We start from the raw sequence: 22,968 nt of genomic DNA, 5'->3' as shown, positions 1-22,968 counted from the left end.
CCATAATTTGCGTTTTTTAAAGTTATCCAAATTGGCTTTATAAAATGAATGATCAATACTGGATGCGTAAGGCTTACGAACAGGCAATTCTCGCTCAAACTGAGGGAGAAATTCCTGTAGGCGCGGTATTAGTGAATAAAGAGAATCAGTTATTAGGAGCAGGACGAAACCTCATCCAAAAGAGCCATGATCCATCGGGTCATGCCGAAATTCATGCCATCAGACAGGCATCACAGCTCATACAGAATCACCGCTTGTTGGATACAACTCTATATGTCACTCTGGAACCTTGTGCTATGTGTGCAGGACTTATAGTTCATGCACGCATTAGAAGATTGGTTTTTGCAACACGTGATTTTAAATCAGGAGCAGCGGGCTCTGTTTATAATCTATTGCAAGGTTATCCGCTAAATCATAAAGTTCAAGTCGATGAAGGAATAATGCAAACTCAATGCGCTTCTTTATTAACTGAATTTTTTAAAACCTGTCGATAATTTATATCTGCTGCGGTCCGTAGAGTGCCGAGATGAGTGGGATTTAGTCAAAACAGGTTTAATTTAGTTAATAAATATTAAAATTCTAAGCCTATACTTAAAATAAAAAGATGTATTCGCGCTTCAAAGTTACTACCATATATTAAATATAATTGGAGCAAATTCTTATGAAGTTTCAATTGATTGTATTATTTTTTCTTATCATTTTCTTTGCATTTATTTTATTATTTTTGTATTTAGGTATTTATAGTGCACAACGTAATGCTAAAAATAAGAAAAAAAGTACTGGGCCGGGTTTACAAATTGTAGAGGGAGCAATTTTTACTTTACTAGGATTAATCGTGGCCTTTACATTTTCTACGGCTAATCAACGATTTGATGATCGGCGCTATGTAATCATTCAAGAAGCAAATGCAATTAGAACGGCATATTTCAGAGTAGATTTAGTAAGCCCAGAAATACAAAAAAGCTTACGCCAAGTACTTAAACAGTATTTATTTTATCAAATCTCTGACTATAGAAACGTATCCGATCTAGGTATTTTTAGAGCAACTCATGAGAAAACCCAAGAGATGCAGCGCAAAATATGGAAATTAGCATCAAAAGGATGTGCCTCTAAAGAGCAACAGTATGGGTGTTCTCTTCTTCTATCTAGTTTAAATAATATGTTTGATGTTGCTAATACTCGATACGAAAATTCCTATATTCATCCACCATTGATTGTTTTTATATTACTTGTGGGACTTGCTTTGCTTGGAGCTTTAATTGCAGGGTATAATATTGGAGAAAAAAATGACGGAAGTATTTTACACTTTATAAGCTATGCATTCGTTATAGCAATCACCGTTTACATTATTATTGATATGGAATTCCCTCGTCTTGGTTTTATACGTGTTGATTCGTTTGATACAGTGTTAACGCAACTTTATCAAGAAATGACTTGAGCAGCTTTAATATGCATTGGAAAGTTCCTCAATAAGCTTTTCACGTAGCACTTCTTTTTCCTCAGGAATTAATGCTTGATTTTTTTGATTTGTAATATAAAACGTATCTTCAGCGCGTTCTCCAGCGGTTACAATTTTAGCATTATGTAAATGAATTTTTAGTGTTGAAAATACTCTGCCAATTGTTGCTAGAAGTCCTGGTCGGTCCCCCGTGACTAAAAATAAGCGAGTTTGGTTATTTGCAATTTCATCGTAGTAATGAATTTGAGTTTTAACATTAAAATGTGCTAAAGCACGAGATAGTCTTCTTTTTACTACAACTGGCAATTGATTGCTTTGAGCTAAATGAATGCATAAGGCTTCTTGGATATCGATGGAACGTTGTGTATCAAAAAATGCCTGATTTTGTTCATCTAAGATAATATAGGTGTCTAAATCGTATTGATTATCACAGGTTAAAATCATTGCCTCTTGAATGGTTACATTGTGATTATTTAAGACTGTTGTTGCAATGGCAAATCGATCCTCGCAATGAGGCATGTAGATAAATACTTCAGTTCCACCCTGACTATGATGAGGCATAATCATGACTAAAGGGAAATGAGTACAAGCCAATATTGCTTTGGTATGACGTGCGATTATTTCAGAAGATTCATGCAAAAAATATTTATCTTTAAATTGAGCCCATAAATGCTCGACTGTTTTAGAGGCTATACCTTCAGCAATTAATGCGGATAATGCATATTGCTTTCGTACTTTAATGAGCATGGATTCATCCATTAATTCCTGCTCTTTATGGAGCATGTGTTTTGCTGCATGGTATAGTTCTTTAAGAAGTGAATCTTTCCATGAATTCCATAAAGTAGGATTAGTACCGCAAATGTCTGCAACCGTAAGTAAATATAAATAATCCAAATAATAGGGTTGGGGTAATAGCTGACAAAAATTTTTTATTGTATTTGGATCGTAAATATCTTGTCGTTGAGCTGTTTGTGACATGATTAAATGATTGCGTACAAGCCAGACAAGTAAATCACAGTCCTCTTTTTCAAGATGATGATTTTGTGCAAAATGAAGTACTTCAACAGCCCCCAATTCTGAATGGTCACCTCCTCTACCCTTAGCAATATCATGAAATAATGCACTTAAATAAAGAAGTTCTGGTTTGTTTAAAGAAGGCATTATTTGAGCACAAAGAGGAAATTGCTTTGCATATTTTTCTTGTTTAAAGCGAGAGAGATTACGGATTACAAACAACGTATGTTGATCAACTGTATAAACATGAAAAAGATCATATTGCATTTGTCCAGTAACCATAGCAAAGCACTCAAGATAATGAGCTAAAACACCATAACGGCTCATTCTATGTAGCGCTTTATAAGGATCATTTTCTGTTTTAAGGATACTCATAAAAAGGTCTGTTGTTTCTTGGGAGGTTTTAAAGCGTTTATTCATAAGATAGAGCGATTCTCTGATTAATCGAATTGTATTTGCTCTAACTCCTTCAATATCAGTTCTTTTGGCAATCCAAAGAAATAATTTTAAAAGTGCTTGGGGGTGTTGGTTGAAGATACGGGAATTTCTTACTTCAATATAATTATTGGAAAGTTGGAATTCATTATCTAAGTGAAACAGTTGTTGCTTAGGGGCATGCATAATCGTTTCATCAAACCATTGTAATAACATTTCATTAAGTTCTCTATTACGTTTAATGATCTTAAAGTAATCTTTCATGAATTGTTCTATAGCTAATGAATGCGATTTATCTTTATAACCAAAAAATTGCGCTAGTTTAATTTGATAATCAAAAGATAAACGTTCTTCTGCTTTTTCAGCCAATACATGTAAAGCAAAACGTACGCGCCAAAGAAAATGTTGGCAATACATTAGATTTTCATATTCTTTATCAGTAATAAATCCGTAGCTTATGCCATCTGCTAATTTTTTAATATTAAAATGACGCTTACCTATACTCAGTAAAATTTGTAAATCGCGTAATCCTCCCGGGCCATATTTAACATTGGGTTCTAAGTTGTATGCTGTTTCACCATATTTAGCATCACGTTTTTCCTGCTCTTGACGTTTTGCTAAAAAATAATCATGACTGGTCCACATATGTAAAGGATGAATTTGATAAATTAATTCCTCCATCAGTGCACCTCGGCCACACAATAAAAACATGTCCATAAGACTAGAGATGACGGTAATATCTTGTCTGGCTAATTCTGCACAATCAGAAACACTCGTAATTTGATGACTTAGATTTAAGCCTACGTCCCAACAATCTTGGATGAAGTTTTGCGCATAGTGCAATTGTGATTTTGAAACTTTATCAGTATGTATTAAAAGTAAATCAATATCGGAATAAAGGAGCAACTCTCGGCGCCCATAACCGCCTAAGGCTAGAAGACAAAAAACATCATGATCCAGTTTGTTTTTAATGAAAAGAGTGATCACCAGCTCATCAATAAAAGCAACCAATTTGCGAATGATTGTAGTAACATTAGTTTTATAATCAAACTCTTCCCTAAGTTTTTCTTTAAATTCCTTAACCGTATTTTTAAGTTGATGTAAATTTACTGACATCCCTGATAAAAAGGGATGGGCAGCATTGGAAAGTTTATTTTCGTTCTTCATTGCGCAGAGTTAAAATTTCTACACCGTTATCTGTTACCAATAAGGTATGTTCCCATTGGGCTGAAAGGCTGTGATCTTTGGTGACTACCGTCCAATGATCAGGCAATAATCGTGTATGATGTTTTCCAACATTGATCATTGGTTCAATTGTAAAGGTCATTCCTGGCTCTAATCTTATTCCAGTTCCAGGTACTCCATAATGTAATACTTGTGGGTCTTCATGAAAAATACGGCCTATGCCATGGCCGCAATAGTCGCGTACAACGGAGCAACGGTTTTTCTCTGCGTATTGTTGAATTGCATGGCCTATATCTCCTAAATGAACGCCTGGTTTTACCATCTCAATTCCAATAAATAGGCAATCATGGGCTACTTGGACTACGTGCTTTGCTTTAACTGCTGGACTGCCAATAAAAAACATTTTACTGGTATCACCATGATAGTCATTTTTGATAACAGTCACATCGATATTAATGATGTCTCCATCTTTTAGAACTTTTTTTCCAGGTATGCCGTGACACACGACGTGATTCACTGAAGTGCAAATGGATTTCGGAAAACCATTATAATTTAAAGGAGCAGGAATGGCTTTTTGTGTATTTACAATGTAGTCATGACATAGAGTATTGAGCTCATCGGTTGTGATCCCCTCTTGAACGTGAGGGCTTATCATTTCAAGAACTTCCGCGGCAAGTTTGCCAGCGATACGCATTTTTTCTATTTCGTCAGGAGTTTTTATTATAACCGCCATTATGCATCCAAAAAGTGTTATTTGTTATGTTCCAAAGTATATAGAGTGGCTAATTAAAGAAAATTTCTGGCATTATCAATCACACATTCACAGGTGGTTTTTTTGTTAATCTTTTATTAAAAAAATGATTTTCCGTAGCTTATTTTATTGCTTCGACAAAAAATACCCTCAATTGTGAAATATGAAATAAATGATGTTTTTTTGGAACGTCATCGATTTTAGCATAATTGATTTTGTATGTCATCGAATTGCTTTTGCAATCAAAGTTAACTATCAATCAATTCGGCTTATACTTAATTAAATAAGGCCCACGCATACTAAGGAAAGAAAATGAAAATATATGTCTCTTCTATCATTTTTTTGTTGTTTTTTTTCTTAAATACCTCCGTTTTTGCTTATGAATATAGTGGTTATCATTATGGTAATGGTTACCATAGCGGTAATTATGAACATAACGGATATTATAATGGCTATCATAATAACGTCTGGTATGGAGGCACTATAGATGTCAATTCATGGGATGATGGAATTTGGTATGATAATAATTTAAATGATGATACAAATGGAGTAATAGGGGTGCCTGATGAGGGGTATTATGATCCTTCATGTCAAACAATCGATGATTGCAGTACAGGTACATGCATGTTAGTAAATACGTGTGAATAAAGACGGATTATGCATAATAATAAATTTCAATGGGCAGTAATAGGGGCAGGACCTGCTGGAATTGCAGCTGTGGGTAAATTATTGGATCATGGTATCTTACCAGAGCATATTCTTTGGTTAGATCCTCATTTTAAAGTGGGCGATCTGGGTCTTTTATGGCCGAACGTTTCGAGTAATACTAAGGTAAAACTCTTTAAGAATTTCTTGTTAGCAGTGAATTCTTTTCATTATAAAGACGCCACTATTGATTTTAAATTAAACCACTTACCAGAGGATGAAACATGTACTTTAGGTTATGTGGTTGAACCACTGCAGTGGGTTACTGATCATCTCCTAAAAAAAGTTCAGAGCATAAAAACCATAGTTCATACTATGTTTTTGTCGGATCGGTTATGGTCTTTAAGCTCAGAAACAGAAACCTATTATGCTAAAAATGTGATTTTAGCTACTGGTGCATTGCCTTCCTCGCTTAATTATCCTGGAGTTAATGTCCTTCCTTTTGATATTGCAATTGATAAAGAAAAATTATCTTCAATGTTTCGTCCTGATGAAACTTATGGGGTATTTGGTTCGTCTCATTCTGCAATCATTATCTTAAAACATCTGGTCGAATTAGGCGCAAAAAAAATCATCAATTTTTATCGTTCACCTTGTTGTTATGCGATTGAAATGGATGATTGGATTCTTTTTGATAATACTGGGCTTAAAGGGCAAAGTGCGGCATGGGCCCGGGAAAATATTGATGGAGTCTTACCTCCTAACCTTGTTCGTTATAATGTTAGTGAACCTAATATTGCACGTTTTTTACCCGAATGTGAGCATGTTATTTATGCAGTAGGTTTCGAGAAGCGTAAAGCGATTGTTATTGGTGATTACGAGTACTCCCATCATAATCCCTATGTGGGTATTATTGGCCCTGGATTATTTGGTTTGGGTATTGCATATCCTGAAACAAAGGCTGATATCTATGGTAATGTGGAATCTCAGGTCGGATTATGGAAGTTTATGGTGTACCTTAATAAAATTATACCTATTTGGTTTAAATATCCTGCTTGAATCATATGAATGTATCTGTGCCTCAGTAAGTGGAAAAATCCTTACTGAGAGTTACGACTTTCATTCTAATCATTAAGTAGTGAGATTGAGGTCGCACAAAACTTACCCCGGTTTTCTTGGTGTAATTGGGTGCTACTATCTAATTAATAAAAAAATTTGTAAACTATGCTCCCTTTTGAGGAGTAAACCATCATATTGAAACGTACTAGTTATTGGTCTAGTGAATTAATCACTTTATTGTGTAGCATTTTTTTTACCTTAGCATGTAATACCTCTTTTTGGACCGAATTATTACGTGATAAGGAATTAGTGAATGCTCATACTTGGTTTGTGATTTTTGGTACAGCAATCGCAATCACTGGTTTACAATGGTTTTTGCTCTTATTAGTGATTAATCGTTGGACTTTTAGGTGGGTTACTATTTGTCTTTTTTTGATCACATCTATTGCAGTTTATTTCATGAGTACTTTTCATGTGTACATTGATTCAACAATGATCACTAATATTGTGAGTACTGATTATCATGAAAGTAGAGAGTTCCTGCAATGGCGAATTCTTCCTTATTTTGTATTATTGGGTGTCCTTCCTTGTTGGATTGTATGGCACATCGAAATTTATAAAAGAAGTCTTACTTCGTATTGGATTGGGCGATTAGGAACAATTTTTTTATCACTATGTATGGTTTTTGGTGGTGGATGGGCAGTGTTTCATGATCTTGGTCCGGTTCATCGCGAGCGAAAGGAAATTGCTTATTTAATTACTCCATTAAATTTAATTTCATCTTCTGTAAAAGCATATTGGAAAACCCATCAAGTTCATGTGAATAAAACAAAAATCAAAATTGGTGAGGATGCCTATCAACTTCCACGCGCAGAAAACAACAAACCTCGGGTTATAGTGCTTGTTGTTGGCGAAACGGTTCGAGCATTAAATTGGGGATTGAATGGTTATCAAAGGCAAACAACACCAGAGCTTGCAAAGCGTCAAGTCGTTAATTTTAGTCAAGTAACTAGTTGTGGCACCACAACTGCGGTTTCACTACCCTGTATGTTTTCTCCTTATGGAATCCATGATTATGACAGTCAAAAAATAAATCAAACAGAGTCATTGTTGCATCTCCTCGATCGAGCTAATATTTCAGTGTTATGGCGAGATAACCAATCAGGTTGCAAGGGGGTATGTGATGGTTTACTCCTTGAAAAATTAGAGACAGATGCTTTATGTAAAAATGGACGTTGCTTTGATGAAATTCTTTTGCATCAACTTCAGCAACGTATTGTCAGTAATAAGAAAGATCAGTTAATAATATTGCATATGCTTGGTAATCATGGTCCCGCATATTACGAGCGATATCCAACACAGTTTAAACATTGGCAACCTACCTGTGAAACCACAGATTTATCCAGTTGCTCGCCAAAAGCCTTGGTGAATACTTACGATAATGCCATTTTATATACCGATACGATGTTAGCTAATACTATTGATTTATTGGCTACGATTAAGTCCCATGATACAGGCTTAATTTATGTATCTGATCATGGAGAATCACTGGGAGAACATAAGTTGTTTCTACATGGATTACCTTATTTTATGGCTCCGGATGAACAGAAAAAGGTCCCAATGATTTTATGGATGTCTCATGGACTTGCGAAGCAGTTAGTAATAGAAGATGATTGTATACGCAATAAACAATCAGATTCCCTATCCCATGACTATTTGTTTTCTACATTATTGGCTTTTTTTGATGTGAAAACAAAAGAATATAATCCAAAATTTGATTTGATTTATTCGTGTCGAAATTTGAATAAGACCGCATAATGTGTTTATTCGGAAACTCTTTTTTTCGTTCGGGATGACTGGAGAGTTACGTTTGCTCTTAATTTTAATTATAAGTTCTTGGAAGGTGCTGTATGAGATTGGTAATGCCAAAATTTAGGTAATAACAAACAGCATGCGGTTACTCCAACAAGGCACAATATACCCCCTGAGATCAATGCTGTAGAAATACCAAATAAAGAGGCGATAAATCCGGCGCGTGTATCACCTAATTTAGGTCCGCTTAAATAACTAATCATTTCAATACCAGCCAACCTGCCTCTGTATTCAGTTGGAATAGTATTATTCCATAGGGTAGTGCGAAAAATACCGCTTATGGCATCAAATGCACCGGATAGTGCTAAGAAAATAAGCGCTAACCAAAGTGAGCTTGCTAACCCAAATCCAATAATTGAGACTCCCCAAAGTAGAGCAGCTATTGCAATTGCTTTACCGTCTTGGTTTATTTTTGAAGTCCACCCACTAAAAAATGAAATAAATAGCGCGCCAATAGCTGGGGCAGAATAGAGCAAACCTAAAGTTTTTGCACCACCAAATGATTGTGCCAGAGCAGGAAGCAATGCATTGGGCCAAGCAAAAATCATCGCAAAAAAATCAACAAAATAACTTCCTATTAATTCTTGTCGGTTAAAAGCAAAAGAAATTCCCTGTTTTAGAGAAGATAAAATGGATGGGTGTTCTTGAATTTCTGGTTTAGGCAAAGCATGCATTCTTACTAAAGTAATTAGTGATAAGAAAAAAGTAATCAAATCAATGAAATAAGTAACCACAATGCCATAATGGGCAATTAGTAGTCCAGCAATTGCAGGTGCACAAATCATACAAAAACTAAATTTAAATGTAGCGAGTGCCCCTACTTTTTTATAATCACTTGGATTTACGATCTGCTGGATAACACTGTCAAAAGCGGGGCGATGTAATCCATTAATGGCTGACATTGCAGCCGAAACAATAAAAATTAGCCATACAGATGGAGCTGCATGATAAGAATTCAAAGCCAGTAAGAAACAGCCAATGGTCAAAAATAGTTCACTGATAATTAATAATCTTTTACGATTATACCGATCAGCAAATACCCCTCCGATCAGTGCAGTGATTAATAGTGGTAGTAATTGCACAAGACTTAATAGTCCAACCATAAAGCTCGAATGGCTTATTTGATAAATCTGGTAGGGTAGGGCAACACTACTGATCATGGTACCAATAAATGAAATAAATTGTCCTGAATAGAGCAATCGAAAGTCACGATTTTTTTTTAGTAGAGAAAAATCTAAGAACTGACTCATTTTGAAATACCCAAAATTGATGAAAAACTTAGGTTTATTGAAAATTATTTGTCACGTGTCGCGAGTTGAGAGATGTTACATCTTTTATTATATTACCTGCAAATTACATTTTATACATGGTTGGATGCTTAATACTAAATTTTATTAGCATTTAAGCATCATCGATAACCATGTTAGCTCCAATTCATAATTTTTGGGGAGAGGAGCATAGGTGAATTATAAACAATCCTTAATAGAACAGTAAACATTAATTTGTGTATTTTTATTTGTTTCATGCAGTGCTTGGTACTATGAAATGAATTTTTTGGTAATAGTGGTAGCTAAGGATTAGTACTAAAAAGGAGTTATAATGATTATAATGCATTGAAAATACATTAATATTCGAAATTTTCGTATAACATATAAAAACAATCAATTGGATATTAATTTAACTTAATGTTTAAATTAAGTGAAAATAAGCCATGGCAAGATAATGGTGAAAATTTGCATCTATTGAAGAAATTGGTGCGTAATTAAGACAAGTTGGGTATAAAAAAATGAGTTGTTTAGATACCTTAAAATACATAATTCAAGAAATAATTAAAGAAAAAAATAAACTGCATCAAGAGTATATAGAGGATAAAGTTTATTTAGAGCGAACATGCTGTACTTTACACGAAAAACAAGTAGTAATTGATAGTCTAATTAAAAACCTCGCTTTTGAGATCGCCGTTAAAAATGAGCTTTTCACAAATAGATTCCAGATCCCAGAGGTCGATATACAACCCTATTTAGAAAGAACAAGCAATAATTTGATAAATATAGCTGTTGCTATGGATACTTTAAATAAAGCATCCAATTCTGGAATTAAATTTTCTGAGAAAGGTCTGGAGGATATACTTTTTAAATTTGGAAAAAAAGCAGAAAGTTATTTAAGTCATCCATTTATAAAACAATATATTGTTCACGATGGAAAGTTTCAGTTATTTATAGGAAGAACTATAAATACGATAAATAAAGTCTTTTTACAAAAATACATCTTCTTGTAGGATTGTATTTTGTTATATATAGATACTTTACTACAGTTTTAAAAATCGCGGTTGTCATTTATGATTTTTTTTAATTTTTGAACCTTTTTCTTTTGCTGGATATACATCTGCTAAGGATACAGAAGTGCCGTGCTCCGAGACAATGCGAGCATGGTGTCTCCTTAATTCACGGGGTTCTTCTACACCACAGGAATGGCAAATGACTCCTACTTCATAAGTGAGGTTTTTTACATAGTGATATACGCGGTTCGCTTTAATTTTGGGATTTAAACCCCTAACAAGCCATTTATTGTGGGTTGTAATTCCTGTAGGGCAAGTATTTTTATGACATTTTAATGCTTGAACACAGCCGAGAGCAAACATAAAACCACGAGCTGAATTTACAAAATCAGCACCGACACAGAGTGCCCATGCAACCATGCCAGGGGTTATTAATTTTCCTGAAGCTATAATTTTAATTCGTTCACGTAAATCATATTCAACAAGTTTATCAACAAGAACAGGGAGACTTTCTGTTAAAGGTAACCCCATATAATCTGCTAAAGTAAGTGGAGTAGCTCCTGTCCCCCCTTCTGCGCCATCGAGGGTAATAAAGTCAGGTGCATATTCAATTCCCCTTTTAATAATTTCTTGGCAAAGTTCATCGAGCCATTCATAATTTCCCAAAACGACTTTAAATCCTGTAGGTTTACCAGTTACTTCTCTTATATGATGAATCATGTTGAGCAATTCAAATGAGTTTGAAATTTCAGGAAAACGGTTAGGGCTTATTGAGTCTTGGTGAGGTTTAATTCCTCGAATTTTAGCAATTTCTTGAGTTACTTTTACTGCAGGTAATAATCCTCCTTTGCCTGGTTTTGCTCCTTGACTTAGTTTAATTTCAAACATTTTAATTTGAGAGTGTGCTGCAGCCTCTTTCAATTTTTCATCAGATAAGTTGCCATGCTCATCAAGATAACCATATTTTGCAGTACCAATCTGGGCTACTAAATCACAACCTCCATCCAAATGATAGGGGGATAATCCACCTTCACCTGTATTAAGCCAGCAACCTGCTTTTTGAGCTCCGTGTGATAATGCTAAAATTGCATTTTTCGAAATGGCTCCATGACTCATTGCGGAAATATTAATTAACGAACTGGTTGTGTAAGGAAATTCACAATGTTCTCCTATTGTAACCGACCTGGCTTTTACGACATCACGCTTAAGTACGGGAAATGGAGAATCTACAAAATATATTGTATTGATCGGCTTGCGATCGCGAGTAGTTCCAAATCCTATAGTAGTGTCTGTGTTTTTGCTTGCTTCATAAACCCATGTACGTTCAGTGCGATTAAAGGGTAATTCTTCTCGATCTTGAGCGTAAAAGTACTGTCTTAGGTATACCCCCAATGCTTCGGCAATATAGCGTATATAACCAATAATAGGAAAATTCCTCAATATGGTATGTTTTTTTTGGAATACATCCCATATCGCTACAAGAATGATTAATGAGATTAAAACAATGACTAATAATTCTAAAAAGCTGGTGTATCCTTTCATAAATGAGCATCCAAGCTAGAAACCTCCTCAGAATACAATACAAAAGTGTTTGTCGGCAAGGTTAGAAGGTAGTAGAACTCAGAATTAAGAAAATCAATTTATACCCTATTAGCGCTTATTGATTGGATGATGACATAAAGATATTGCATATATCATTTTGATCGTATAAATTGCATTTTATGCTAAATAAAAACTAAAGGATTAATGTTGTGTCAACGTGTTTCGATCTCATCATACAAATAGGCACCATGGACGAAAACGTTAACGTTTACTTCACAAGAATCAATGCTCCATTTAATGTCAAAAGAATCTCAGAATTAGAGATACAATGTTACAACCTAATGGCTTATATGACTGATCAATATCAGCATCTCACTATTAAAATAAAATAAACGTCAATACTCATTATTATATCAAGGAGGATAGAAAAAAAATTAGTAACACAGAACAAAATCAAGGATTAGCACTTTGCACCGGACAAACTTTAAACCCTATATGTCTTGTCCATAGCCTTTATAAGTGATCTAGGTACTATGGTTAAGCCGATGTATATCGGGAATTAGTCCAAACACCAAATTGTCTTGTACGAAGGGATTAACAATTTCCAAAAAGGAGTAAATATGTTTCAAGTGGATAATAGTGGTAAAGGCAATTGTATGTATTATGCTTATAGTATTTCTTTAATGTATTTTCTACGAGCCAAGAATATTCCTGATGTAGCTGAAGCTGTTTTTAATACATTAAAACTTGGAGAAGAGGAAAAAGTTCGTCTGCGAGTCCTATTATCTAAGAAGTCAGAGCAAGAGTTTTCCTCTTATGAGATTAAAAACATCATTGAACCCATTCTTGGAAAAGCCGCTCGAAATTTAGCGGCAGAATATACAAAAAAGGAATTTAAATCGTCTCCTCAAGATGCTCCTTTATTTTCTTCTGCTCATTATGGGTTAGAGTTTTGTTTTAAATGCTCTATGCGGATTAATGGCTCAGAATTATCCCATCTTATTGAGCATGAGTTTGATAATCCCGATTATATTGGAGCAGAAATCTATAAGGTCAAAGGCATGGATATAGCAATGCAAGAATATTCTTTAGCTCGATTGCCTTATGTTATTGAAAAATTTAATCGTCAGTGGAGTATTAAAGAACGAGAATGCATAGAACAGAAAAAAGAACTCACTGAACGCGAGATTCAATCTCAAAAAAGAATTCTTTTAGATAATATTCTGAGAAATGAAACAATCGAGTTTTTTTTAGGAGAAGAAGACAAGCATCTGGATCAATATGTTCATCATCTCCAACAAGAAGGCGTTTGGGGCACAGAAGAAACGCTTTTCGTACTACATCGTGCGATTCAGGGAGAACATTTGGTTCGGAATCAAGAGGGGAAAGTTCATATTTTATATGATAGAGAGATTATTTTACATCTGTATCGAAATGATGGAGTTTCCTACGATCAATCTGGAAGTCCAGAAATGATTGTGAATAATAAAGGTAATGCTCATTGGACTTCGATAATACCTGATTCAACATTTGTATTAAAGTATACGCCTCAAGAACAAAAACTTTATCAATTACTTGATGACATGCAGATGGAGTATGAAAGTATACCTCAAGGCTCAGAAAAGCATGTCATTGTTTCAAGCGACTGGATTCATACTTTAAGGGCTCAATTGGGGACCATGAAAGATAACCCTAGTCGAGAAGCGAAAGAGAAAGCAATGGGCGATTCGATGCAAATTCTTGGTAAGATGATGCCAACATTAGGTAACTATCCCTATTGGAGAGTTTTACTCGCTCATTTTTTCTCTGCTTTGCTCGAATGCATTCCCACCTTTATGGCGGAGAAGAAAATAAGTTCGGGATTGAGCCAATGTGAATCATTGCTCACTACACAACAACGTTCTACTCCAGTAACTTCAGAGAGAAAAGAATTATCACCAGTATCTGAGAATAAAGAATTATTACTTTCAGATATTACCAATAATGAAGAAAATTCAAGCCCATCTCAAAAAGGGTTGGTCAGTAAGTTTTCTCAACATACTCTGTTCAAACAACCTTCTACAACAATTCAGAGGGCATATCCTGAGGAAATTACCAAGTATACTCGAGAAAACAAACAAACAGGACCAAGGGTAGCAAAAGCGTTGCGACAAATGTATCAAGAAGGACTTAGCGGGAATGAAGAGTATTCTCCAGAAAAGTGTAGAGAAATAGCTCAACGCTACATTGGTTATGTCAAATATCAAGGACGGCATTTTGTTCTTGATGATGTGGTTAATTTTATAAAAGAAATGGATGAAGTGATAAAACAAAAAGAGGAAAACCTTGAAGAGTTTATTGAGCATGTTGATGGCATGACGTTTAAATAATTCATGAGCTCTATTTAATTAGTTATTAGTATAATTATTCCATCTCGATATTTTGTGGCCCAACCATAATATGCCGAGATGGAAAACTTATTAATTATTCATACTCAACCTTATATCCATAGGTTCTTGAGAATGACGAATGAAATCTGCAATTAATTGCGATTTACCTCCTGCGATATTCTTTTCAACCATGTTGTTTGCAACAAACAGCACAAGGTCATTGACAACATTCTCTTGTTTTTCATTATTGATACTTAAAAAAGTTTCAATCTGAATCATATTTTCTTCAATGGCAGTATTAAAAATACTGATAAATGACCCTTGAGTTGAACTTGAGTATTTAGTGGCTCCAGTATAGTGGCGATGTTCATCGATCATACGTTTATTTGAATGGCTTCTGTTGTAAATTTCACATAATCGAGCATGAGCTATAGAATGTTGTCTATCTAAAAGTAAGACCGTTTCATAAATTTCAAAAGAAATTAAGGGAATATTTTTGAAAGGTAATGAGCGCGATTTGTAATAAAAATCACCTATAAGTGATAATAGATTAGCTAAGAATTTAGGATCTCTATAATGGTTAGATATTTCTTGCATCACTTTGACAAATGCGTCAGTAGGATTTCTCTGCGGCAAAATCGTCAATGTATTTGGCGTTGATGGAGGAGCAAAAAAAGTTGCCTTGTTTGACATTGAAAAATTTGAGGATGGTGATGATGTTGGTACCAAAGGATTAAAATGAGGCGCTACTGTATGGAGCTGTTGGCTTATTGTCGATGTTTGAATTTCATCAATATTCATATCAGAAAGGAGTGAATCTTCACTTAAGGACATATCCATATCCTCACCAATTTCGTCTATTCTTTTGGGGATCGTAGAAACGTCCATCGATGTTGCTTCTAATTCCTCGTCCGATTCTTCGATGATTATTTGTAGAGGTTTTCTTGAGCGGTTTTTTAAGTTCTTTGTTTGAGTAGAGTTTGTTAGTTTACTGATTAATGTGTTAATGTCCTCAATAATTAAGCTTTCATGATCTATATGATCGGAGTCTTCCATAAGTTTTTTACAGCGTTTCACATATTTTGCAGCACTATCCTCATCTTTATTTTCAGTCGCTACTAAAAGTTGATAACTTAAAATTTCAAGTTCTTGCATAGGCCATAATTCTTGGTGGATTAGCCTGTTTTCTTGGATGTATGCAGTAATTTGCGTAAGAAATTGTTTCTCATGATTACATTTATATGCCCTTTCTAAGAGATTTAAATATCCTACATGTAAATCCATTGCGATCGGTAATTTTGCGTTCTTACGATAATTTATCGCCTGTGTCAGCCAGGTCAACGCAGAGGTAACTTGCTCAAAAATGGGAGCCTCGTTTTCATTAAGAGAGTCAATTAATGCATCACTTATTGATTCACAACAATTCGCTACGGCTTTGTAAGTAATGTTAATTTTTTCTTTTTTGGTTTCTCTTAGCTCAAAAAAACGAATTTTTTCATAAATAATATTCATTTCATGAAGCAGACTTGGAATGTCTTCCCATAAGTTTTGTATGTGATTATAGCTAAATGGATCATCAAGTGATGCCATGATGTGATCTGCTTTTGTGATAGTAATTTCACTAAGAACATAGGCCAGTGCATCATAAAAAGGTTTATTGGGCTTAAAATTTCTTTGTGATGCAATTTGATTTAATAGGGATAATGCTTTTTTGTAATGAACAAGTGCTTGTTCAAAATTTTTTTCATTGTATGCTTCATCACCTTGTATTTGTTCTAAAGTATTAAAGTAATATTTCATGTTCGTTTTAGGCAAAAGGCAAGATAGTAGCATAGCCTATTTTTTGCGCAACCTTTTTCTTAACTATTCAATACATTTTTGCTGAAGTATCGATTTTAATTATCAAATGGAGTTACATTTTAAGTAAAAAAATGATTATTTTTCGATGCTATTATTCACTGTTTATTCCCCATAGAAGGTGATACCATCATCAACGATTAAGCATGAGCTAAGGACAGTAGTACTTATGAATAAGGGAGTAAATTCATTTATTTTTTTTGTCGCCTCGATTGCTGGGTTTGGAGGCTTTTTATTTGGATTTGATTCCAGTGTCATCGCAGATGTTAAAGATCAGGTTATGGTGCAATTGTCTCTTTCAGAGTGGCAATGGTCTCAGGTAGTCAGCATTAGTTTAATTGGATGTATTCTTGGTATTCCAGTAAGTGGTTTTTTTGCGGATAAGATAAGTCGACGCTGTCTTTTAAAAACAGTTGCCTTGGGCTTTATTATAGGAACGATCTTATGTGCTTTGACCAATTCTTTAATCGTATTATTAGCAGGACGGTTTATTATTGGAATTTGTATCGGCATTGCTTCTTATGTAGCTCCATTATTTATTGCAGAAATCGCTCCCCCTAACAGAAGGGGAACATTAGTTTTGATCAATGGCTTAACGATTACCTTCGGCCAGGCTATAGCGTATTTAATTGGCTATTTTCTTCATGATTATTCTATAAACAGCTGGAGATTTTTATTCGCAATAGGTGGTATTCCTGCATTGGTATTATTTATAGGAATGTATTTTGTGCCTCATTCACCTCGTTGGATAATGAAAAAATATGGAATAGATGAAACAATAAAAATTTTAAAACGCATTCGTCCATCAGGTTATAACATTCAACAAGAAATAGAAGAAATTTATAGTCACCTAAAGAAAACTCAGCCAGGCTATAGTTTATTACTTAAACCACCAATTGTTTGCGTTTTAGCAATTGGGATTATTTTAGGAGTATTCCAGCAACTTTCAGGTATTAACGCCGTAATGTACTATGGGCCAGTTATCTTTGAATCAGCTGGTTTTTATCCAGTTTCTAAGGCCATTTTGGCAACTTTTTGTATGGGAGTGGTTAATTTTTTATTTACAGTACTGACTTTGTTATGTGTCGATAAATTAGGACGACGTTTTTTATTATTAAGTGGTACTCTGATTGCTGCATTTAGTCTCTTTATCGTTGCCTTATTATTTAGTTCAGTCATACCAGGGCAAAAGTTCTGGGTATTAGGTTTCTTATCAGTCTACATCATGGGTTACTGTATTAGTGTAGGATCTTTATTCTGGGTTTTAATCTCTGAAATTTACCCCTTGCATGTACGTGGCTTAGCTATGAGTATTGCTACAGTAGTGCAGTGGGGTGCTAATTTTTTAGTTTCCATATCTTTTTTAGCTATTTACCAAAATTTAGGGCAAATGCTTACTTTTGCTTTATTTGGTTCATTATGCTTATGCGCTTTTTTCTTTATTTACCATTTTATACCGGAAACCACCGGTGTTTCTTTGGAGAAAATAGAAAAAAATTTGATGTCAGGTAAAAAAATGAGGGCTATTGGCAAACAATTATCGCACCCAATAAAAACTAAAAAATTTGAATTAATGAGAGAGTAAAATGGATTGTATCAATCAGCAAAGAAGATGTCGTATTGGTATCATTGGCGCAGGACGTATTGGAAAATTACATGCAGAAAATATTAAATATCATTTACCAGAATATGAATTGTCCGCCATCGCAGACCCTTATTTAGACAGAGAATGGGCAAATCAACTGTCAATCCAAGGTCAGTATAATCATGCTGAAGAAGTAATTTTTCATCAAGATATAGATGCTGTTCTTATTGCTTCCCCCGCGAATTTACATGTAGCGCAAATTAAAGCAGCTAGTGAAGCAGATAAGGCAGTATTTTGTGAAAAACCTATAGGCTTGAGTGAAGCAGAAATTGTAGATGCCTTAAAGACAATTGAGGCTAACAATACTTTATTGCAGATTGGTTTTAACCGGCGCTTTGATCCAAATTTTTCTTATCTGCAGAAACAGGTGCAAGCGGGTGAAATTGGTGCTGTTCATGTAGTTAAAATTACCTCTCGTGATCCTGCATGTCCTACTCAGGAGTATTGTAAAAACTCAGGTGGTATATTTATGGATATGAGCATTCATGATTTTGATATGGCGCGTTTTTTAACACAATCAGAAGTTGTTGAAGTCTATGCCACAGGTGCAGTGCTTATTAATCCTGATTTTGAAGCCTTGGATGATGTGGATACTGCAATAATACAAATGCGGTTTGCGAACGGTGCCATGGGGGTTATTGATAATAGTCGTCAGGCTGTTTATGGCTATGATCAACGTATAGAGGTATTTGGTAATGAAGGAATGTTATTAGCTACGAATCAATTAAAACACTCCGTATTTTATTATTCCAATACGGGTACCGAACAAGCGAATCCAAAATATTTTTTTCTTGAACGTTATCATCAAGCTTTTATAGCAGAGTTACGTTCGTTTTATGATGCCTGGTTGAATAATAAACCCAGTCCGGCTTCTGGAAAAGATGGCTTGCAGGCTTTGCGAATAGCGCGAGCAGCAAAGCAATCTTTAGCGACTAAATTGCCTGTTTTTTTGAGTTGAGGATAGATATGACTTACCCACCATTTTATTTTGATGCTGAACGACCAATAGATTTGATTTGTATGGGCCGTGTTGCAGTCGATCTTTATTCAGAACAAATTGGGGCTGCATTAAGCGATGCAGAAAGTTTTAAAAAATATTTAGGCGGTTGTGCTGGGAATATCGCTGTGGGTGGAGCTCGTCTTGGCCTTAAATGCATGATGTTTTCTTGTATTGGTAAAGATGAGATGGGATATTTTCTGAAAAAGGAATTAGAAGCTGAAGGGGTAAATACAGATTTACTCCAAGAAACTGAAAATCATTTAACCGGACTTGTACTATTAGGTATAAAGCCCCCTAAAGAATTTCCTTTAATGTTTTATCGTACTGATTGTGCGGATATGCAAATTAAGGCGCATCATATAAACAGTGAGGTACTCCAGAAAGCAAAAGCCATTTTAGTGACTGGAACAGGCTTATCTACAGCCGCTATGTTACAGACAACTGAAGAAGTGATCCAACGTGCCAAACACGCTGAAACAGCCGTAATTTTTGATCTGGATTATCGTCCTGTTCTTTGGGGCTTAATGCAGGTAGGTGATGGGGAAACGAGATATGTTCAGAATCAAAGGGTAAGTACTACTTATCAACGTATTTTAGCGTTTTGTGATTTAATCGTAGGCACCGAAGAGGAGATTTGTATCGCAGGTGGTTGTGATGAGGTTGTAAAGGCATTAGAGAAAATAAGAGCATTGACTCAGGCACCTATAGTTGTAAAGCTAGGTGAAAAAGGTTGTGACGTTTATTTTGCAAATTATATTCAACCTTTAAAGACTAAACCATTTCCGGTGGAAGTACTTAATGTACTTGGTGCAGGAGATGGTTTTATGGCTGGTCTTTTATCCGCTCTTTTGTATGGTAAGGCTTGGGAGATTGCTACTACTTATGCAAATGCAAGTGGGGCATTAGTAGTGACGCGTCATGGCTGTGCTCCTGCTATTCCCTATAAAGAAGAGTTGGACTATTTCATTCAACATTTTGATGAACAGCCGCAGCTTTGGAAGAGTGCTTATTTGATGCAAATGCATCAAATAAGAGAGGCGCAAAACACACATTGTCTAATTAAGAATTCACAAGGTTTTAATCAAGGATGTAATACTATTGTGGCTATGGATCACTTAGCGCAGGACAGCATGAGTTTTAGTGCTTTAAAACTGATTGCTGGGGAAAAGTATTCATTTAATGAACATTATGAATTCGCTGCTTTATTAATGACTGGGAAGGTAGTATTTCGTTATGCCGAACAAAGCCAAGAAGTGTATCGATATGATTATTTTCTTCAGGAGCCTATAGTTTTACATTGCGCTGCAGGTCAAATAGCTTCAGTTGAGGCCCTGACTGATTGTGAGATTTTATTGATCGAAACAGAAAATAATGCTTCATTTGCTCCTTTATTATTTGATAAATCGAACCTTCTGGAGTTAGATAATCGAGGAAAAAATCTTTTAAATGACAGTTCATATCGTATTGTGAGAACGGTATTCGATAAACGTAATAGACCAGAGTCTAATTTAGTCGTTGGAGAAATTATTACTTTTCAGGGGCGCTGGTCAAGTTATCCCTCCCATTATCATGATCAACCTGAAATTTATCACTATCGTTTCTCAGAGCCACAAGGTTACGCGTTTGGTGAAAATGGGAAAGAGGTTTTGCGTATTGAGCATTATGATACGTATCAAATTGCTCCTGGTCAGACTCATGCCCATTGTACGGCGCCAGGATATACTCTTTATACGCTTTGGTTTATTCGTCATTTAACAGATAATCCTTATAGTACTCCAACTTTTCTAAAAGAGCATGAATGGACAAGAACAAGTAAAGCAAATAATAGGGTATGGAAAAATAAGGATTAGCATTGATGAAAATTCGATTAACTATGGCTCAGGCATTATTGCGATTTTTGGCCAATCAATACGTAGTAATGGATGGCAAAGAACATCAGTTTATTGCAGGAGTATTTGGAATTTTTGGGCATGGCAATGTGACTGGTTTAGGTGAGGCTCTTGAATATGACAGTTATGGTTTGACTTATTATCAAGGCCATAATGAACAAGGAATGGCACATGCAGCAACAGCTTATGCAAAACAGAAAAATAGATTAAGCATTTTTGCCTGCACTTCATCTATAGGTCCTGGTGCTACCAATATGATTACTGCTGCGGCAACGGCAACCACAAATAGAATCCCTTTATTACTACTGCCGGGAGATGTATTTAGCTGCAGACAACCGGATCCCGTCTTACAACAACTTGAGATATCACATGATTATACCTTATCGGTTAATGATTGTTTTAAACCAGTGAGTCAATATTGGGATAGAATTGTTCGACCAGAGCAATTAATGACTGCTTGCATGAATGCGATGAGGGTGTTAACCGATCCGGTCGAAACAGGTACGGTTACTTTATGTTTACCCCAGGATGTACAATCAGAAGCATATGATTACGAAAATTCCTTTTTTGAAAAACGTTTTTGGCACATTGATAGAGAGCCAGTCAGTGAGCGTGCGTTAGATGATGCGACTCAACTTATTCTTAAAGCAAAAAAGCCATTAATTATAGCAGGAGGCGGAGTCCATTATTCTTTTGCTACAGATGTTTTATCGCAATTTGCGCAACACCATAAGATTCCAGTAGCTGAAACACAGGCTGGTAAAAGTGCTTTGCCAGAAAGTCATCCCATGAATGTAGGAGGAATAGGGGTTACTGGTTCTGAAGTAGCAAATATTCTTGCCTCACAAGCTGATGTAATTTTAGTAATAGGTTCTCGTTTACAGGATTTTACTACAGCGTCCAAATGGGGTTTTAAAAATGAAGAATGTCAGATCATTCATCTTAATGTTTCCCGTTTTGATGCACTAAAAATGAATGGTTTCATGTTGAAAGGGGATGCAAAAATAGGTTTAGAACAATTAGGAAAAAAATTGGGAAGTTATCAATCATCCAAGGACTATCAACAATTGGTATGGCATTATCAAAATGAATGGCAGAAAGAATTAAAACGTATTTGTGCGGCTTCCCCTGTTTCAGAAAGTGGTTTATCTCAAATGAAGGTTATTAGTCTGTTAAATGAAATGGTGACTGAAGAGGATGTCATTATTTGTGCAGCAGGGAGTTTACCAGGCGATTTGCATCGATTTTGGCACTCCAAAACCCCTAAAGATTATCATCTGGAATACGCTTATTCCTGTATGGGCTATGAAGTTGCTGCGGGTTTAGGAGTGAGATTAGCTAAAGAAAATAATCCAGGCGAGGTTTATGTTCTAGTGGGTGATGGTAGTTTTGTGATGATGCATTCGGAGCTACTTACTAGCATTCAAGAGCACAAGAAAATAATTATTATTATTTTTAATAACCATGGTTTTCAATGCATTAGAAATTTACAAGAAAGTCATGGTAGTCAAGGTTTTGGTAATGAGTTTCGTTTCCGAGAGGATAAAACGAATCGGCTATCAGGAGAATATTTACCTATAGATTTTTGTAAGTATGCTGAAGGATTAGGCGCTCGGTCTTTCCATGTGAACTCTTATGAACAGTTGGGTGTTGCTATGGGGGCTGCTAAAAATGAAAAAAATTCTGCAGTTATTGTGTTACCGATATTACCTAAAACCATGAGTAATGGTTATCAATCTTGGTGGCGGGTAGCGGTTGCAGAAATATCAAATTCTGAAGAAGTGACTAGGGCACATCAAGTGATGTGCGATCAATTGAAAGAGATCCGGGAATATTGAAGAAACTGTACGACAATGTTGTGAAGGTGCTTTGCCATTGAGTTAAGGAGCTTATTGTCGTCCTCGCGAAATCGGGGACCACTGCTTCTTCAGTACGAGCGACCTAAATAGCAAATGGATCAGAAGTATT

At 35.4% G+C, this 22,968-nt stretch carries 16 protein-coding genes; 11 read left to right on the top strand and 5 right to left on the bottom strand.

Annotated elements, in window-relative coordinates; translation table 11 throughout:
• The first annotated feature begins 44 nt into the window (after positions 1 to 44).
• Together tadA and Lsan_RS15885 are read left to right on the top strand one after the other, a co-directional pair.
• Positions 45 to 494 carry a tRNA adenosine(34) deaminase TadA gene (tadA, locus tag Lsan_RS15890; protein WP_058515117.1) on the top strand — a complete coding sequence of 150 codons (450 nt, stop codon included), beginning with the start codon at positions 45 to 47 and terminating at the stop codon, positions 492 to 494.
• Positions 495 to 661: 167 nt separating this feature from the next.
• The gene (locus Lsan_RS15885; protein ID WP_058515116.1) at positions 662 to 1,438 is read left to right on the top strand and encodes a bestrophin-like domain; all 777 of its coding nucleotides are present in this window, start codon (positions 662 to 664) and stop codon (positions 1,436 to 1,438) included.
• Between the two features lie 6 nt (positions 1,439 to 1,444).
• Here Lsan_RS15885 and glnD read toward each other — a convergent pair whose 3' ends face one another.
• Together glnD and map are read right to left on the bottom strand one after the other, a co-directional pair.
• Positions 1,445 to 4,024, bottom strand: a complete 2,580-nt coding sequence (gene glnD / locus Lsan_RS15880; RefSeq protein WP_193392742.1) for a [protein-PII] uridylyltransferase — start codon at positions 4,022 to 4,024, stop codon at positions 1,445 to 1,447.
• A 34-nt stretch (positions 4,025 to 4,058) separates the two neighbouring features.
• The gene (gene map / locus Lsan_RS15875) at positions 4,059 to 4,826 is read right to left on the bottom strand and encodes a type I methionyl aminopeptidase (protein ID WP_058515114.1); all 768 of its coding nucleotides are present in this window, start codon (positions 4,824 to 4,826) and stop codon (positions 4,059 to 4,061) included.
• 330 nt (positions 4,827 to 5,156) lie between these two features.
• On the opposite strand from map, the gene Lsan_RS15870 reads away from it, so the two are divergent.
• From Lsan_RS15870 to Lsan_RS15860, 3 genes are all read left to right on the top strand, one after another.
• Positions 5,157 to 5,492, top strand: coding sequence for a hypothetical protein (locus tag Lsan_RS15870; protein ID WP_058515113.1), 336 nt, complete (start codon positions 5,157 to 5,159; stop codon positions 5,490 to 5,492).
• 9 nt (positions 5,493 to 5,501) lie between these two features.
• Positions 5,502 to 6,548, top strand: a complete 1,047-nt coding sequence (locus Lsan_RS15865) for an FAD-dependent oxidoreductase (RefSeq protein ID WP_058515112.1) — start codon at positions 5,502 to 5,504, stop codon at positions 6,546 to 6,548.
• Between the two features lie 195 nt (positions 6,549 to 6,743).
• Positions 6,744 to 8,366: a phosphoethanolamine transferase gene (locus Lsan_RS15860; protein WP_065236320.1), complete on the top strand. Its 1,623-nt coding sequence runs from the start codon at positions 6,744 to 6,746 to the stop codon at positions 8,364 to 8,366.
• A 68-nt stretch (positions 8,367 to 8,434) separates the two neighbouring features.
• Here Lsan_RS15860 and Lsan_RS15855 read toward each other — a convergent pair whose 3' ends face one another.
• Complete coding sequence (locus tag Lsan_RS15855; protein WP_058515111.1) at positions 8,435 to 9,670, bottom strand: MFS transporter; 1,236 nt, start codon at positions 9,668 to 9,670, stop codon at positions 8,435 to 8,437.
• Positions 9,671 to 10,206: 536 nt separating this feature from the next.
• On the opposite strand from Lsan_RS15855, the gene Lsan_RS15850 reads away from it, so the two are divergent.
• A complete protein-coding gene (locus tag Lsan_RS15850; protein WP_058515110.1) occupies positions 10,207 to 10,698 on the top strand; it encodes a hypothetical protein in 492 nt (163 codons plus the stop codon).
• Positions 10,699 to 10,752: 54 nt separating this feature from the next.
• Here the strand turns inward: Lsan_RS15850 and Lsan_RS15845 are convergent, their stop codons facing one another.
• Positions 10,753 to 12,240 carry an FMN-binding glutamate synthase family protein gene (locus tag Lsan_RS15845; protein ID WP_058515109.1) on the bottom strand — a complete coding sequence of 496 codons (1,488 nt, stop codon included), beginning with the start codon at positions 12,238 to 12,240 and terminating at the stop codon, positions 10,753 to 10,755.
• A gap of 620 nt (positions 12,241 to 12,860) precedes the next feature.
• Here Lsan_RS15845 and Lsan_RS15840 point away from each other — a divergent pair.
• Positions 12,861 to 14,609, top strand: coding sequence for an OTU domain-containing protein (locus Lsan_RS15840; protein WP_058515108.1), 1,749 nt, complete (start codon positions 12,861 to 12,863; stop codon positions 14,607 to 14,609).
• A 90-nt stretch (positions 14,610 to 14,699) separates the two neighbouring features.
• Here the strand turns inward: Lsan_RS15840 and Lsan_RS15835 are convergent, their stop codons facing one another.
• A complete protein-coding gene (locus Lsan_RS15835; RefSeq protein ID WP_058515107.1) occupies positions 14,700 to 16,409 on the bottom strand; it encodes a hypothetical protein in 1,710 nt (569 codons plus the stop codon).
• A gap of 196 nt (positions 16,410 to 16,605) precedes the next feature.
• Between Lsan_RS15835 and Lsan_RS15830 the strand changes: the two genes are divergently transcribed.
• From Lsan_RS15830 to iolD, 4 genes are read left to right on the top strand one after another with little or no spacing between them, the layout of a single operon-like run.
• On the top strand, positions 16,606 to 18,051 hold the full coding sequence (locus Lsan_RS15830; protein WP_337589280.1) for a sugar porter family MFS transporter: 1,446 nt from the start codon (positions 16,606 to 16,608) through the stop codon (positions 18,049 to 18,051).
• A gap of 1 nt (position 18,052) precedes the next feature.
• Positions 18,053 to 19,069: an inositol 2-dehydrogenase gene (gene iolG, locus Lsan_RS15825; protein ID WP_058515105.1), complete on the top strand. Its 1,017-nt coding sequence runs from the start codon at positions 18,053 to 18,055 to the stop codon at positions 19,067 to 19,069.
• 8 nt (positions 19,070 to 19,077) lie between these two features.
• A complete protein-coding gene (gene iolC / locus Lsan_RS15820) occupies positions 19,078 to 20,961 on the top strand; it encodes a 5-dehydro-2-deoxygluconokinase (protein WP_058515104.1) in 1,884 nt (627 codons plus the stop codon).
• A 5-nt stretch (positions 20,962 to 20,966) separates the two neighbouring features.
• The gene (iolD, locus tag Lsan_RS15815; protein ID WP_058515103.1) at positions 20,967 to 22,838 is read left to right on the top strand and encodes a 3D-(3,5/4)-trihydroxycyclohexane-1,2-dione acylhydrolase (decyclizing); all 1,872 of its coding nucleotides are present in this window, start codon (positions 20,967 to 20,969) and stop codon (positions 22,836 to 22,838) included.
• The last annotated feature ends 130 nt before the right edge of the window (positions 22,839 to 22,968 follow it).

Source organism: Legionella santicrucis (assembly GCF_001468135.1).
Classification (GTDB): domain Bacteria; phylum Pseudomonadota; class Gammaproteobacteria; order Legionellales; family Legionellaceae; genus Legionella; species Legionella santicrucis.
This window is presented reverse-complemented; position numbering and strand designations above follow the sequence as displayed.

What these genes read in the sequence shown, in the direction of transcription:
- tadA (WP_058515117.1), top strand. Translation starts at nt 45, where the DNA reads ATGAATGATCAATACTGGATGCGTAAGGCTTACGAACAGGCAATTCTC.
- Lsan_RS15885 (WP_058515116.1), top strand. Translation starts at nt 662, where the DNA reads ATGAAGTTTCAATTGATTGTATTATTTTTTCTTATCATTTTCTTTGCA.
- glnD (WP_193392742.1), bottom strand. Translation starts at nt 4,024, where the DNA reads ATGTCAGTAAATTTACATCAACTTAAAAATACGGTTAAGGAATTTAAA.
- map (WP_058515114.1), bottom strand. Translation starts at nt 4,826, where the DNA reads ATGGCGGTTATAATAAAAACTCCTGACGAAATAGAAAAAATGCGTATC.
- Lsan_RS15870 (WP_058515113.1), top strand. Translation starts at nt 5,157, where the DNA reads ATGAAAATATATGTCTCTTCTATCATTTTTTTGTTGTTTTTTTTCTTA.
- Lsan_RS15865 (WP_058515112.1), top strand. Translation starts at nt 5,502, where the DNA reads ATGCATAATAATAAATTTCAATGGGCAGTAATAGGGGCAGGACCTGCT.
- Lsan_RS15855 (WP_058515111.1), bottom strand. Translation starts at nt 9,670, where the DNA reads ATGAGTCAGTTCTTAGATTTTTCTCTACTAAAAAAAAATCGTGACTTT.
- Lsan_RS15850 (WP_058515110.1), top strand. Translation starts at nt 10,207, where the DNA reads ATGAGTTGTTTAGATACCTTAAAATACATAATTCAAGAAATAATTAAA.
- Lsan_RS15845 (WP_058515109.1), bottom strand. Translation starts at nt 12,240, where the DNA reads ATGAAAGGATACACCAGCTTTTTAGAATTATTAGTCATTGTTTTAATC.
- Lsan_RS15840 (WP_058515108.1), top strand. Translation starts at nt 12,861, where the DNA reads ATGTTTCAAGTGGATAATAGTGGTAAAGGCAATTGTATGTATTATGCT.
- Lsan_RS15835 (WP_058515107.1), bottom strand. Translation starts at nt 16,409, where the DNA reads ATGAAATATTACTTTAATACTTTAGAACAAATACAAGGTGATGAAGCA.
- iolG (WP_058515105.1), top strand. Translation starts at nt 18,053, where the DNA reads ATGGATTGTATCAATCAGCAAAGAAGATGTCGTATTGGTATCATTGGC.
- iolC (WP_058515104.1), top strand. Translation starts at nt 19,078, where the DNA reads ATGACTTACCCACCATTTTATTTTGATGCTGAACGACCAATAGATTTG.
- iolD (WP_058515103.1), top strand. Translation starts at nt 20,967, where the DNA reads ATGAAAATTCGATTAACTATGGCTCAGGCATTATTGCGATTTTTGGCC.